Consider the following 15470-nt stretch of genomic DNA (forward strand, 5'->3'; position numbering starts at 1 on the left):
AAATTAATTGCAGTAAATTCACTTTCATTATTTTTTTTGTTTATATACTATTTAAAATTATGGATCTCATTGAGAGGTGTTTAATTACTTATAATGCTCAAGTTTACTCATATCAATCAAGAATGGCCAAGAAAACGTAAAAGTACAGAGAGAAAAAAAGATTCTAACGAAATATATAAAGAATTTGTAATTAAAAAAGCTCAAGAACAAGCAAGCAGATGTTCTCAATGTGGTGTACCCTTTTGTCAAGTTAACTGTCCTCTAGGAAACAATATCCCAGACTGGCTAAAATTAGCAGCTGAAGATAGATTAGAAGAAGCTTACCAACTCTCTCAAGCAACAAATAATTTTCCTGAAATCTGTGGTAGAGTTTGTCCTCAAGATAGACTCTGTGAAGGCAACTGTGTAATCCAACAATCTGGACATGGTACAGTAACCATAGGCTCTATAGAAAAATTTATAACAGAAACTGCATGGAGTAAAAATTGGGTAAAACCAATAAAGGTATCTAAAGAAAGATCTCAAAGTGTTGGTATTATTGGTGCTGGACCCTCAGGTTTAGTTTGTGCAGAAGAACTTAGAAAACATGGCTTTCAGGTAACAATATACGATAGATATAATCGTTCTGGAGAATTATTAGTTTATGGAATACCAAACTTTAAGTTAGAGAAAGAAGTTGTTGGAAGAAGGATTAAGCTTTTAGAAAACAGTGGAGTAACATTTATTAATAATACAAACATAGGTACTGATATTGGATTTGATGAACTAAGAAATAAACATGATGCTGTTTTGATAGCAACAGGAGTCTATAAAACGAAAGATATTGATATAGGTGGAAATAACTTAGAAGGTATAATTCCTGCTTTAAATTTCTTAATAAACTCAAATAAAATAAACTTGGGTGATGATAAGTTTTCTAATAAAAGCATGCATAATGCCAAGAATAAAGACGTTGTTGTAATAGGTGGTGGTGATACTGCTATGGATTGTTTGAGAACTGCTATTAGACAAGAGGCAAAATCTGTTAAATGTATATATCGAAGAGACCGCTTAAATATGCCTGGGTCTTCTACAGAAGTTATTAATGCTATGGAAGAAGGTGTAGAATTTATTTGGTTATCTAACCCTAAAGAGTTTTTGGGTGATAAAAATGTTAACGGTTTGATTATTGAAAGAATGGAGTTAGGACAACCTGACAAAGATGGTAGAAGATCACCTATAGCCATAAAAAATTCAAAAGCCATATTAAAAACAGACATGGTTATTAAAGCACTTGGTTTTGATCCTGAGGATATACCTAAGCTTTTTGACCAAGATAGACTGCAAGTAACTTCTAAAGGAACAATAAAAATTGATACTAAAACAATGCAAAGCTCGATACCTGGAGTATTTGCAGCAGGAGATATTGTTAGAGGGTCTTCACTAGTTGTATGGGCTATCAAAGATGGCAGAGATGCTGCTATATCAATACTTAACTATCTAGAATCATTAGAAAATAAGGCATATAGTTGTGAAACTAAGAAATAAAAATTTAGAATTATTACGAAGCAATAATATTTATCAAGATCAAATGGAACATGATGCTTGTGGTATTGGTTTAGTTGCTACAATTGATGGCAAAAAATCTAGACAAGTTGTTGAATATGCAATAGATGCACTAAAAGCGGTATGGCACCGAGGCGCAATAGATGCTGATGGTAAAACAGGTGATGGTGCTGGCATACATATAGAAATCCCACAGAACTTTTTCATTGAAAAAGTCCAAGCTATGGGACATAAACCTACAAATACTGATATATGTGTTGGTATGATTTTTCTTCCAAGAAATGATTATGCTGCACAAGAAAACTGTAGAACTATTGTTGAGAGTGTTTTAACTAAGAACCATTTTAATATTTATGGTTGGAGACACGTACCAGTAGACATTTCTGTCTTAGGTGAAAAAGCAGAAAGAGTAAAGCCAGAAATTACACAAATCTTATTTTCACACAAAGATAAGAGAACCCAAGATAAAACTCTAGAAAAAAAGCTTTATGCATGTAGAAGAAAAATTGAAAAAATAGCTTTATCTAAACACCTAAAAGATCTATATATATGCTCATTTAGCTCAAAGTCAATAATTTATAAAGGGATGTTTCTAGCAAAATTTCTAACTAGTTTTTACCCAGATTTAAAAAATAAAAAATTTGAATCAAGATATGCCATATTTCATCAAAGATTTTCAACAAATACTGCTCCAAGTTGGGATCTAGCTCAACCATTTAGGACAGTTGCACACAATGGTGAAATAAATACATTAAAAGGTAATCTCAACTGGATGAAGGTACATGAACAAAACATGTTTACTAAAGAGTTTGATTCACTGGAAGATATTATCCCTGTTATAGGTTGTAATAAATCAGATTCAGCATCATTAGATAATGTATTTGAACTATTAACAATATCAGGGCATTCTGCACCTTTAACAAAATTAATGTTAATCCCAGATGCGTAGTCTAAAAGTAGTGTTATTCCAGAAGAACATATGCAATTATTTAGTTTTTTAAATAGTACTATGGAGCCTTGGGATGGTCCTGCGGCTATTGCAGCAACAGATAATGAATGGGTTATTGCAGCAACAGATAGAAATGGGCTTAGGCCTTTGAGGTATACTATTACTAAAGATAACCTCCTATTTTCTGGCTCCGAAGCTGGCATGGTTAAAATAGATGAAGAAAATATAATTAAAAAAGGAAGTCTAGCGCCAGGTGAAGTAATAGGTGTGAGACCAGCTAAAGCTAAACTTTATAATAACAAAACAATAAAAGACTACTTAGCTGAAAAATATAAACATTTTAGTAAGAAGATTATAGATTTAGATAAACAAATAATAATTAATAATGAAAAACATCATTTCTCTGGTAAAGACCTCTTACAAAGGCAATATGCTTTTGGCTATAGTTTTGAGGATTTAGAACTAATTTTACAGCCAATGGCTAAAGATGCAAAAGAAGCTATTGGATCAATGGGAGATGATACTCCTTTAGCAGTCTTATCAGACAAGTACAGACACTTATATTATTTTTTTAGACAGAATTTTAGTCAAGTTTCTAATCCACCTATAGACTCCTTAAGAGAAAATAAGGTTATGAGTATCAAAACTAGATTTGGTAATATGGGTAATATTCTAGATTTTGATAACTTAACTAAAAGGTCTATTTATGTTTTAAATAGCCCTATAATGTCTAATTCACAGCTTGAAAAATTTAAAACTCTTTTTTATGGCGACTATAAAACTCTAGATTGTACTTTTAATCACAAGACATCTCTAGAAAACGGATTATATAAGATCAAACAAGAATGTGAAAATGCCATAAGAGAAGGTTGTTCTCATTTAATACTTTCAGATAAAAAAGTATCTAAAAATAACTATCCTATACCAATGCTACTATGCGTAGGAATGATTAATAAATTATTAATTGACTTAAATAAAAGAGGCCGGGTTTCGATCAATGTACAAGTAGCAGATGCTTTTGACACCCATTCATTTGCTACACTAATTGGAGTAGGTGCAACCACCATAAATCCTTATTTAGCAATAGATAGTATTTATGATCGCCTCCAAAAAAATATTTTACAAGATTTAAGCTTTGATGAAGCAGTTAAAAGATATATAAAAGCTATAAATTCAAGTTTGCTAAAAATTATGGCAAAAATGGGAATATCTGTAATAGGTTCATATAGAGGAGGTGGTAATTTTGAAACTGTAGGCTTAAGTAGAACTATCATTAATGAATTTTTTCCTAATGTGGTATCTAAAATCTCAGGTATAGGTCTAGCTGGAATTGAAGAAAAAATAACAAAAATTCATAAGCAAGCATTTGATAATGATTTTGATAATATAATGCTACCAATAGGAGGACTATATAGATCTAGACACAATGAAGAAACTCACCAATACCAAGCAACATTAATTCACTTATTACAGAATGCAGTATTTGTAAACTCTTACGATAAATATAAGAAATATACTAAAGGTATATATAACCTGCCTCCTATAAATATTAGAGATTTAATTGATTTTAAAGATAAACGCTCTCCCATTGATATTAATGAAGTCGAAAGTATTGAGAATATACTGCATAGATTTGGAACAGGTAGTATGTCACATGGAGCACTATCTAAGGAAGCCCACGAAACTTTAGCTATAGCAATGAATAGAATTAAAGGAGCTTCTTGTAGTGGAGAAAGTCGAGAAAGATTTAAGTCAATAAAAAATGGGGATAGTGCTAATTCACGAGTTAAGTAAGTAGCATCTGCTAGATTTGGTGTTAGCCTAGAATATCTAAATAATTGTAACGAAATAGAAATAAAAATTGCTCAAGGTGCTAAACCAGGTGAAGGAGGTCAGTTGCCTGGATTTAAAGTAACTAGAGAGATAGCCGAATTAAGACATTCTACACCTGGTGTAACACTTATATCCCCTCCTCCACATCATGATATATATTCCATAGAAGATCTTGCTCAGTTAATCTACGATCTCAAACAAGTTAATCCACATGCTAGAGTTAGTGTGAAATTAGTTGCTTCTTCAGGTATTGGTACAATAGCTGCAGGTGTCGCCAAAGCTAATGCTGATATAATCCTAATCTCTGGGCATAATGGAGGTACCGGAGCCTCACCTCAAACAAGCATTAAATATGTTGGGATACCTTGGGAGATGGGTTTAACAGAAGCCAATCAAATTTTAACTCTAAATAATTTAAGACATAAGATTACCTTAAAAACTGATGGTGGTATTAAAACAGGTAGAGATGTTGTTATTGCAGCAATGATGGGAGCTGAAGAATATGGTATAGCAACGACAGCATTGGTCGCAATGGGATGTGTTATGGTTAGACAATGCCACTCTAATACCTGCCCTGTTGGAATATGCACTCAAGATGAAGATCTAAGAAAAAGGTTTACTGGCACGCCTGAAAAAGTTGTAAATTTATTTACCTTTATAGCACAAGAAGTTAGAGAAATTCTAGCACAGTTGGGTTATCATAAATTGACTGATATCATTGGCCGTACAGACTTATTAAAGCAAGTTAATAAAGGCTCTTCTAGTTTAGATGATTTAGACTTAAGCCCATTATTTATACAAGCTGACTGCGGTGATAATAAAAGATATTGTGACAATCCTACAATCAACAAAGTTCCTGACACTCTAGACCAAAAAATATGGCCAGAAATAGAACAAAATATACTTTCAAATGAAAAAGTCTGTAATTTTTTTACCATTAATAATACTGACAGAGCCGTTGGCACCAGAATTTCGCATTATTTATTTAAAAAATATGCAACAAAAATCTTAGAAACTCCTTTGATTTTAAATTTTAAAGGCTCAGCAGGACAATCTTTTGGCGCTTTTGCTATAGAAGGTTTAAAACTTGTATTAGAAGGTGATGCTAATGACTATGTTGGTAAAGGTCTTTCTGGAGCAACAATAATTATTAGAAAATCAGAAGCAAGTAATTTGATATCTAATAAAAACACAATAGTAGGGAATACTGTAATTTATGGAGCAATTTCAGGTAAACTTTTTGCTGAAGGTATTGCTGGTGAAAGATTTGCTGTAAGAAACTCTGGAGCTATATCTGTAGTAGAGGGTTGTGGCTCTAATGGCTGCGAGTACATGACAGGAGGTGTTATTGTTATACTAGGTACTACCGGAGATAATTTCGGTGCGGGAATGACAGGAGGAATGGCCTTTGTCTATGATTAAAAAAATACATTTGTAGATAGATTAAATCCTGAAACAATAATCTTTAATAGAATAAAAAATCAATATTGGGCTACTGTTTTAAAAAACCTAATTATAGCATGTTGAAGAAACACAGTCAAAACATTCAAAGAGGATATTAGATAATTTTGATAATCTCTTAAGTAATTTCTATCAAGTTTGCCCTAAAGAGATGGTTAATAAACTAGAATTTCCTCTAACGTAATTAATAACAATTTTAAAATAATGTAAATATTTGTACACAAGTAAAAAATACTTAAAAACCTATAAGAAGTTAACTAAATAGATACTTTATTGATACCAAGAGTCTAGCCTTTCTTTTAACTTATCTAGACCCATTTTGTTTAATGAAGAAAATAATTGATAAGAAATTTTATCTGTTGAGATGAATGTTTTCAAAAAGCTCTCAATCATTCTATTTACTTGAGCTCTTTCTTTGTTATTTAGCTTATCGGCTTTTGTAAGAAGTACGTGCAAGTTTAAATCAAATGAGATTGCCATTTCAATCATCAAGGAGTCAAACTCTTTTAATGCATGACGCGAATCTACTAAAAGAATAATTCCTCCTAAGCATTTACGTGATGTTAGATAACTCTCCATTTCACTCTGCCATTGCTTCTTAATTTTCTCTGATACTTTTGCATAACCATATCCTGGTAAATCAACTAAACGTTTATTATCACCAATATCAAATAAATTAATTAACTGGGTTCTTCCAGGAGTTTTACTTACCCTAGCAAGACCTTTGTGATCTGTGAGAGTATTTAAGGCGCTCGACTTACCAGCGTTTGATCTGCCAGCAAATGCTACTTCAACACCTACATCTTCAGGAAGTTGAGAAACTTTTGCTGCTCCCATTATATATTTTGCGTTATGATAGTTCATAATTTGTACTCTAGTTTTATTTTTTCAAAAAGTTCATGACAAGCTGTATGAATCATTAAAAAAACTTTATCAAAGTTATCTTCATAATATGGATCTGGCACATCTTTTAAAGATATTGTTGAAGCATATTCAAGCATTCTTGATACTTTTGAAAAATCTGCTTTTGGAAACATCTCTTTCATCGTGGCAACATTTTCTTGATCCATAGCAACTATATAGTCAAATTCTGAAAAATCCGACTCTCCTAGTTGTTGAGATTTTTGATCTGAAAGATCACAATCATATTTCTTTGCTGTTTCTAGTGATCTCATATCAGCACCATCACCTTCATGTTTCCAAATACGTGAGCTAGTACCACAAGATGCTACATAAATACTATTTTGGAGATTATTCTCTCTAACTATATCCCTAAAAATGCCATGTGCTGTTGGAGATCTGCATATATTACCCTTACATACAAATAGTACTTTTATCTTATTCATAATCTTATTTAGCCTTTTTCATATCTTCAGCAAGTTGGCTATTTGGTTCTAGTTTAAAGCCTTCAAAAAACTTACTATCAGGCTTAAGCATAAATACAATTTGATTTTTACCATCAAAACTCTGTTTATAAGAATTCATACTCTTTAAGAATTCATATAAAGGAACTGAGCTAGAATAAGTTTCTGTAAAAATCTTAGCAGCCTTAGCATCTGCCTGAGCTCTAATAACTTTTGATTTTTTTTCTGATTCTGCTAAGGTTACTGTCACTTTTGCATCTGCTGCTGCTTTTGTTTTTTCTGCTGCTCTTTCACCCTCTGCTCTTATACGTGAAGCTTCCTTATGTCTAGAAGATTTCATTCTTTGATATATAGATTCAGTAATTGTATCAGGTAAATCAATTTGATTAACTCTAACATCTACTATAGATATACCAATTTCTTTAGACTGCACAGCAACATCTTTTGTTAGTGCTATCATTAATTTATCACGATCATTATTAACTAAGCTTTGAATATCATTTTTACCAACTTCTGCTCTTAATGATGATTCTAAAAACTGTTTTAATAAAGTTTCCGCTCTAAAAACTTGTCCACTAGTACTAGTAAAGAATTTAGAAATATCATTTACTCTCCAAACGACATAAGCATTTATCAGAACATCTTTTTTCTCTTTTGTAACTACGCGTGATGAATCTGTTGTTAAAACTCTATTTCTCATATCATAATTTTTAACTGTATCTAAAAATGGAATTTTGACATGAATACCAGGTTCATACTCAATAACTTTGCCATCTTTTTTAACAAGCTCACCTAATCTTAAAACAACAGATTCAGTACCCTGTTTCACTACAAATTTACTACTTAAAATCAATATCACTGCAATTATCACAAGCACTAAGATTATTTTTAAAAGCTTACTCATCTTAGTTCCCTCCCTGTGTACTTGATAATAATGCTTGTTTTTGCTTATTACCTAAACCATAGAAAATATTTTTTGCACCATCACCATCTATTATAAACACCTTATTATGTTGTAAGACATCTGAGATAGTATTAAAGTACATCTGGTTCATAACAATATCCGGTGATTTTTTATATATTGGTAATAATTGCTCAAACTCAGCAACTTCACCTTGAGCTTGTAATACTATTTGCTGCTTATAAGCATTTGCCTGATCCACAATCCTTTGGGCCTTACCTTGAGCAACAGGGATCACTCTATTTGCATAAGATTCGGCTTCATTTTGTAGTCTAGCTTGGTCTTCTCTTGCTTTTATAACATCATCAAAAGCACTTTTAACAGCATCTGGTGCTTGCGCTGGTTGCATAATAACATCACTTATATATATACCAGATTTATATTCTTTCAATAAAGCTTCCATTTCTTGTTTAACTTTACCTGCTATTGATGCTCTTTGTGTTGTTAGAATATCAGATAAGTTACTATGTCCAATAACTTGTCTAACAGCACTCTCTAGTGATTGCTGTAATAATTGAGATGGATCTGTATTTGCAAACAAATAATCTTGTAAATTAGATATCCGATACTGTACTGTAAAAGAAACATGCACAATATTTTCTTCTGAAGTTAGCATATCTCTTTTTAAAGAAATTGTTTTTAACTCTTGCACATTTTCTTTATCAATCGTATCTATCCCTATTGGATACCAGTGTAAGCCCGGTTGAACCATCTTAGTAAACTTACCAAATCTAAGTACCGCAGCTTGCTCAGCAGGCTGAACAACATAAAATCCAAGACCTACCCACCCAACTACTATAATTACTATAACAATAGCAGCTATTTTCTTAATAGGTGGTTTTTCAAAGATTGGTTTATTTTTATTAACATTCTTTGAATAAATACTCTCATCACCATCATTATTATTTTTTTTCTTTTTACCAAAGAATTTTTTTATCATCTCCTCTAAATCTGGAGGACCTTGCTCAGAGTTTTTGCTCCAAAACCATTTCTGCTTTAGCTTTTTAATCATAAATTAATATTCCCATAACTTTATAATAGTATTTTTCTACGCTTATAACGTACCTATTATATATAAAAATTTCTACATTTTTTGCACTATCTGCAAATAATTAACAAATGCTTATCTTTATATTATTGAATAACTAAGGATATAGCTCTAAAATTGGAAGTAAGACTAATTTCTTAAGGAAAGAATATGAGAATAGCTATAAATGGAATTGGTATAGCAGGGCCGACTTTAGCATGGTGGCTTAGAGAATATGGTTTTGAACCTATTATCTTTGAAAAATCTCCTGAGTTTAAGTCAGGGGGACATCTTGTTGACTTTTGGGGGCATGCATGTGAGATAATGGAAAAAATGGGGCTTCTTGAACAGTTAAGGCAAGAATCTTATCAAATAAAACACATCCACTGTTTTGATGAGAATGGTAGAAGATCCTCAAAAATAAATATATCTTCTCTTATTAAAGAAAATTATGGAGAATTTTTAAGTGTTAAACGTGGAGATATTTCATCAGTCATTTATAATGCCTGCAAAGGGATTGATATAAGATTCGGTACATCTATTGAAAACTTAGAAGAACAAAAAGATGGCATAACTGTTCATTTATCAAATAATACTAAAGAAAAGTTTGATCTTGTTATAGGGGCTGATGGTCTACACTCTCATATCCGCTCATTAGTATTTGATAAGTCTGAATATGAGGAATCTGATTTAAATAAGTATATTGCTGCATTTTCCTTAAAAGACTATAACCACTATGAGAAGTTTACCTACGCAATTAGTGTTGGTAATGACAAACAAGTTGCTAGAGTTTGTTTAGATGAGAAAGAAACCCTAGTGATGCTTACTATTGATTCAAGCTTAGTTGAAAAAATTCCGACTAGTTTAAAAGAAAAAAAACAACTCCTACAATCTGTGTTTAAAGATAATAAATGGGAAACTCCTGACATACTAGCTAGGCTTGACAACATTGAGTATATTTATTTTGACAACGTAAGCCAAGTAAAAATGGATAACTGGTATAAAGGTAGAGTTGCATTAGTTGGAGATGCTTCCTCTTGCCCTTCTATATTAATGGGCCTAGGAAGTATATTTGCAATAGTTGAGGCATACGTCTTAGCTGGTGAATTATATAAAGCCAAAGGCAATTATAAAATGGCTTTTGATGAGTGGCAAAATAAGTTAAAAGATATAATTAACAGAAAACAAAAAGTTGGGCTTTCAAACTTATCGTTAGCAGCATCAGATGAGATTGTAAAAAAATATCTTTCTACAATAACAATCAAAGTATCTTCAACACCTATTGTATCAAAATTTATTGGTGCTGGAATTTTTAATGACCAAATAGAACTTCCAGAATATAAGAAAGATTAATCTTTAACAAAAAACTGTTCTAAATCTAAATCAAAATCTCTACCAAATTTTTCAAAATCATACTCAGATATTTTTATTTCTAGCAAATAATTTCCCAGATCAGAAATAGCTTCATTATCAACTACGCCTAATTCATACATCATTGATCTAATTTTTGAATACTTAGGTGGTAACTCTAAAATTCCATTTATCCATGATTTATTAAAAAATGTTGCCAATGCTTCATAAAAAGCTTCTATCCCCTCACCTGTTTGCGCCGACAAATATACTCTAGCTACAATACTAGTATCAGAATCTTCCAGCTGAGCAAAGCTTGGAGCAACACCTTCTAGTTTATCAATTTTATTGTATACACAGATCATTTCTTTATCTACTATACCTATTTCTTTTAGAACTCTTTCAACTTGCTCAATATAACTTTTATAATCTTCATCAGCATAATCAATAACGTGAACTAAAAGATCTGATTCTATGGCTTCTTCTAAAGTTGCATGAAATGCTTCTACTAAATCATGTGGCAAATTTTTAATAAATCCTACAGTATCAGAAAATATCACTTCTCCTAACTTAGGTACTATTACTTTACGTAATGTTGGATCGAGGGTTGCAAAAAGCTGATCTTTTGCTAAAACATGAGCATCTGTAATTTTATTAAATAATGTAGATTTACCTGCATTTGTATATCCTACGAATGAAATTGTTAAAATGTTATTTTTCTTACGCGAAGATCTACTTAAGTTACGATGATGCTTTACTCTTTCAAGTTTTTGAGTTATTTGCTTAATTCTCTGCCTAATTAAACGTCTATCGATCTCAAGCTGAGTCTCTCCTGGACCTCCTCTTACACCAATACCACCTTTTTGTCTTTCTAAGTGAGTCCAACCTTTTACTAAGCGTGTTGACTGGTAATTTAGTTGTGCAAGTTCAACTTGAAGTTTTCCTTCATGGGTTTTAGCTCGCAGTGAAAATATCTCTAGAATTAGTCTAGTTCTATCCATAATTTTACATTCAAGAAGCTTTTCTATATTACGTTCTTGAGATGGACTCAATGGATGGTTAAAAACTACTAAATCTGCTTTTATTTCATCACGTTTATTTTTTATCATCTCCATTTTACCCATACCACAGAAATATTTGATATCAGGTTCAGGATGATTAAAATCCAAGCTCTCTAACACTATTTTATCTGCTGCTAGAACCAAACCTTCAAGCTCAGTCAAATCTGCATTAATCTCACGATGATATTTAAAATTTATATTTACAAGTAGACACTTGCTACCTGCTTCATAAGATTGGAAAAATTCCATTTAATCTGTGTGCTCCTAGCGAACATAAACATTTTGAAATAAGTATATCAGCTAATTATCTTTACGCCAGGATATGATACAAACAAATACTCTAAAATTACTTATGTTAGAGAGGGAAATTAAGATAGCTTAACTTAATTATTAAGTTAGTAGTGAAAATATATAGAGTTATTACTCGTTAATATTACCTTCGTTTTCTTGAGCTTCTAGATCATCATAATGAACATCAGCAACACTCTCATCTTTATCTTCATTTGAATTTTGATGATATGGATTAAAAGAACTATAAACCATTCTTACACTTTTAGCTGGTACTATAGTTGAAATGGCGTGCTTATAAACCATCTGATTTACAGTATTTCTAAGTACGATACAAAACTGATCGAAGGCTTCTACTTGACCTTGTAATTTAATTCCATTTACAAGATATACTGATACGCTAACTTTTTCTTTTCTTAAAGCATTTAAGAACGGGTCTTGTAAAGATGATATTCTTGACATTGTTTCACTTCCTTTTAATTATTTTGTTATAGTTATTATTTTATCAAGTTTAACAATTAAACTTCGCGGTATATTCTAACAATATTTAAGCTTATCGGCAAATATTAATTTCAAGCAGCAATAAAATACACATTCGTCAATTATCTATATAAATAATAATATTCAGTAAATGGGTTTCTATTCTATTTTAAATATCGTTGAGATAAAATATGTATCACTCATCTTAACATTTTCTTACTACTTAAATACAACGATAGGATTATGGAATGATTAAGGAAAGTTCGAATGGTATTCATCTTCAGAAGTTTTACTGTCTATATTAGAATATATATTTGGCTTTGAATATTTAGTAACTCAACCAAAACAAGACTCATTAGTTAGAGATACTACAATGCAGCTACAACAACGAATAGAAAGCCTTCAAAATGAAATCAATCAATTAGAGTCTTCAGTTAAAGAAAATAATGATTCTTCATTCTCTACATATTCATCTGTAATAACTGATAATTCTGGATCTTCTAAAAATCCTCTTGATAAGAGTTTGATAAAACAAGATAGAGTAGAGATAATGCAAAATGTAAATGCAGATAACCAGATTATAGATTTAAAAAATGAACCATTAGGTGAGATTTTTAATACTAAAGGCGGAATTAATGTAAGGGGAACTCCCGCTATTACAAATAGAGGCCAAGTAGCATTTTAAACTGTCCCTGTTATTCAATACCACTTTATAAAATATTTTTATTCCTTGCTTTTATGCAGCATCTAAAATACCAGAATATACTTCATCAGGAGTCATATATCCAATACTAGAATGTAGTCTTTCATTGTTGTAAATATCAATATATTCTTTGATACCTACTTTAGCCTCTTTCATAGTTATATATGATGCCGGATAAACATTTTCATATTTCAGTGTTTTCCAAAATCTCTCAATTGCAATATTATCTATAGATCTTCCTTTAGCATCCATAGATTTATTTATTTTATTATCAGATAATATTTTAATATGCTCTTTTGCTGTATATTGAGTTCCTTGATCAGAGTTAAAGATATCAGGTTTACCATATTTAAATAACGCTTCTTTTAACACACTAGTTGTTAGATGTGTATCCATAGTATTAGAAATCTTCCAAGCTAGTATTTTCTTGCTATGCCAATCTATTATGGCTGCTAAATATGCATACCCACATTCTAGTCTAATATACGTGATATCAGCACTCCATACCTTATTAGCTTTATCTATAACAACCTGATTCGTCTCATTTTTAAATACATTAAGTAAGTATGGATATTTCTTGTGTTGCTTATTAATGACAGTTGTCTTTTTTTTAGGATACAATGCCTTAATACCCATTAATTCCATAGCACTTTTGATTAGCTTCCTTCCAACTAGAAATCCTAATCTATTTAGCAACTTTACTAGACTTCTCGTACCATAATATGGATGTTTAGTATGTATCAAATCTATTGCATTTAATAGTCTAATATCATCATTACTACTAAATTTTGATATTGGTGTATAATAGTAACACTCTTAGATACAGATAATAGTTTAAGCTGATTATTTAAAGATAATTCTAGCTGATTATTTAAAGATAATTCTAGCTTAGTATCTACAGAGTTTACTCTATCATTTGATGATACCAAGCTTTTTAGCTTTCCCATTAAAAAATCCCTCTCTACTATTACCTCGACTAGTTTTTTACTTGTTGCATCTTTATCTTTTCTAAGCTCATCTATTTCCTGCTTATACTCCTTAACAACAGAGCTTTTATCAAATGCTAAGCAAGCATTAGATAAAAATTGCTGCTTCCAATTATGCACGTTTTTAGGAAGTAAATCATACTTACTTGCTATCTCATTAACTGTCATATCGCCTTCTAGCAATTCTATAATTACTTTAGCTTTAAAATCAGCTGTATACGTTACTCTTTTTTTACTCATTTATCTATTTCCTAATTTATCTAGTTAAGTTTAACATCTAGGAATAAAAATCTTTCTAAAATCAGTAGCTTTTTCTGGGGACATTATACTTTTAGGTGCGTACTCTGGTAATAACGAAATTCCAATTGGACAAATTTCTTCAACATTATTTGCCACGACAGTATTAGGCCAAAGAGATAAGTTTGGAGATTATGAAATATTCTTAGGTGGATTTATTGGTATTGATGCACAAACTTGGTTTGGAAATAACTTAAGTAGAGTAGATTTTAATGGTAGACCAACTACTAGTTTTCGAGGAACTGGAGAAAACATATACCTTACAAAAGCTACATTATTTTTCTTAGCTAATGCTGGCGAGTATCTTACAGCATCATATGATCTTAGTGCAAATGAAGCTAGCGATTTTTTCATAAATAATGTTTTTGCAATATTTGGTAATCTTACAGTTTCTCCATTTTTTGTAACAGCTGGAAGAAGCCCTCTCACTGTTGCTAGCTTTGGTGGCGGAGGTAATTATACTAGAAGTGTTGCTAACTATCTTGGCGTTGGTCGAGCTACAAATGTATCTTTAAACTATAAGAGTGACACAACAAATATAAGTGTAGCTGCATTTGGAGCAGATGATCAAACAGCAAACTTTTCAGCTGGATTCTTTTATGGTAATTCATTGACAAAAGATTTATCAATAGGTTTTAATACTGGTTATGTATATAACCTAAATGGTGCTGAAAATCTTAGTATACCAATAGTTGCTCCAGGGAAAACTATAGGAGTTTATAATATTGATACTAACGTAGCATATAATATTGGTACAGGTGCACTGCAGGTTAATATTGGGTGGGTTACTACCACAGGAGCTGCTGATTTTAATGGCACAGGAAATGATGTTTTACTGGAGCGTGGTATTATAGGAGGGAACTATTCTTTAAACCTTGCCGAAAGAGACACCAATTTTACTGTTGGCTATGGCCAAACATATAATGCAGCTGCTGTTCCCATGTCTATACCAGCTAGTCCTTTTCAAGATGGTTTATCAGCATCTGGGATTAAGAATCAATTAGTTTTTTCTGCTCAACGTGCTTATTTTGATAACAACGTTCTATTTGGGTCAGAATGGGCATATCAAAAGTTTTATGATGGTAATAATATGAATACGATTACTTTAGATATTTCTATATATTTATAAACCTATCTAAACAATCTTTGATTTATTAAAAATAAT

13 protein-coding genes and 1 pseudogene are annotated in these 15470 nt (G+C 31.4%); 6 read left to right on the forward strand and 8 right to left on the reverse strand.

Features of this window, described 5'->3' with window-relative positions:
• The first annotated feature begins 93 nt into the window (after positions 1-93).
• From CDV26_RS07095 to CDV26_RS13185, 3 genes and pseudogenes are all read left to right on the forward strand, one after another.
• Entirely contained in the window at positions 94-1527 is a 1434-nt protein-coding gene (locus CDV26_RS07095) for an NAD(P)-dependent oxidoreductase (RefSeq protein ID WP_088772686.1), read from the forward strand.
• Positions 1528-1570: 43 nt separating this feature from the next.
• Positions 1571-4966: pseudogene (gene gltB, locus CDV26_RS13180) on the forward strand (glutamate synthase large subunit); the annotation flags it as partial.
• Between the two features lie 66 nt (positions 4967-5032).
• Positions 5033-5749: a GltB/FmdC/FwdC-like GXGXG domain-containing protein gene (locus tag CDV26_RS13185; protein WP_245806566.1), complete on the forward strand. Its 717-nt coding sequence runs from the start codon at positions 5033-5035 to the stop codon at positions 5747-5749.
• 309 nt (positions 5750-6058) lie between these two features.
• Here CDV26_RS13185 and yihA read toward each other — a convergent pair whose 3' ends face one another.
• Genes yihA through hflK form a run of 4 tightly spaced genes read right to left on the reverse strand, consistent with a single transcriptional unit; the run spans position 6059 to position 9125 of the window.
• Complete coding sequence (yihA, locus tag CDV26_RS07105; protein WP_088772687.1) at positions 6059-6652, reverse strand: ribosome biogenesis GTP-binding protein YihA/YsxC; 594 nt, start codon at positions 6650-6652, stop codon at positions 6059-6061.
• Positions 6649-7134, reverse strand: a complete 486-nt coding sequence (locus CDV26_RS07110) for a low molecular weight protein-tyrosine-phosphatase (RefSeq protein ID WP_088772688.1) — start codon at positions 7132-7134, stop codon at positions 6649-6651. The genes yihA and CDV26_RS07110 overlap by 4 nt, the downstream gene beginning before the upstream one ends.
• A gap of 4 nt (positions 7135-7138) precedes the next feature.
• Positions 7139-8056 carry a protease modulator HflC gene (gene hflC, locus CDV26_RS07115; RefSeq protein WP_088772689.1) on the reverse strand — a complete coding sequence of 306 codons (918 nt, stop codon included), beginning with the start codon at positions 8054-8056 and terminating at the stop codon, positions 7139-7141.
• 1 nt (position 8057) lies between these two features.
• A complete protein-coding gene (hflK, locus tag CDV26_RS07120; RefSeq protein ID WP_088772690.1) occupies positions 8058-9125 on the reverse strand; it encodes an FtsH protease activity modulator HflK in 1068 nt (355 codons plus the stop codon).
• A 186-nt stretch (positions 9126-9311) separates the two neighbouring features.
• On the opposite strand from hflK, the gene CDV26_RS07125 reads away from it, so the two are divergent.
• On the forward strand, positions 9312-10493 hold the full coding sequence (locus CDV26_RS07125; RefSeq protein WP_088772691.1) for an FAD-binding domain: 1182 nt from the start codon (positions 9312-9314) through the stop codon (positions 10491-10493).
• Here CDV26_RS07125 and hflX read toward each other — a convergent pair.
• The gene (gene hflX, locus CDV26_RS07130; RefSeq protein WP_088772692.1) at positions 10490-11800 is read right to left on the reverse strand and encodes a GTPase HflX; all 1311 of its coding nucleotides are present in this window, start codon (positions 11798-11800) and stop codon (positions 10490-10492) included. The genes CDV26_RS07125 and hflX overlap by 4 nt on opposite strands.
• 171 nt (positions 11801-11971) lie before the next feature.
• Positions 11972-12301: an RNA chaperone Hfq gene (gene hfq / locus CDV26_RS07135; RefSeq protein ID WP_088772693.1), complete on the reverse strand. Its 330-nt coding sequence runs from the start codon at positions 12299-12301 to the stop codon at positions 11972-11974.
• 391 nt (positions 12302-12692) lie between these two features.
• On the opposite strand from hfq, the gene CDV26_RS07140 reads away from it, so the two are divergent.
• Positions 12693-13004: a DUF3573 domain-containing protein gene (locus CDV26_RS07140; RefSeq protein ID WP_088772694.1), complete on the forward strand. Its 312-nt coding sequence runs from the start codon at positions 12693-12695 to the stop codon at positions 13002-13004.
• A gap of 51 nt (positions 13005-13055) precedes the next feature.
• On the opposite strand, the gene CDV26_RS07145 is transcribed toward CDV26_RS07140, so the two are convergent.
• Together CDV26_RS07145 and CDV26_RS12160 are read right to left on the reverse strand one after the other, a co-directional pair.
• Positions 13056-13817, reverse strand: a complete 762-nt coding sequence (locus tag CDV26_RS07145; RefSeq protein WP_157671659.1) for an IS3 family transposase — start codon at positions 13815-13817, stop codon at positions 13056-13058.
• Positions 13778-14248, reverse strand: coding sequence for a transposase (locus CDV26_RS12160; protein WP_157671531.1), 471 nt, complete (start codon positions 14246-14248; stop codon positions 13778-13780). Before CDV26_RS12160 ends, CDV26_RS07145 begins: the two co-directional genes overlap by 40 nt.
• Before the next feature lie 124 nt (positions 14249-14372).
• On the opposite strand from CDV26_RS12160, the gene CDV26_RS07155 reads away from it, so the two are divergent.
• On the forward strand, positions 14373-15434 hold the full coding sequence (locus tag CDV26_RS07155; RefSeq protein WP_245806568.1) for a DUF3573 domain-containing protein: 1062 nt from the start codon (positions 14373-14375) through the stop codon (positions 15432-15434).
• Positions 15435-15470 lie beyond the last annotated feature (36 nt).

Source organism: Francisella halioticida (assembly GCF_002211785.1).
In the GTDB taxonomy this organism is placed as follows: Bacteria; Pseudomonadota; Gammaproteobacteria; order Francisellales; family Francisellaceae; genus Francisella; species Francisella halioticida.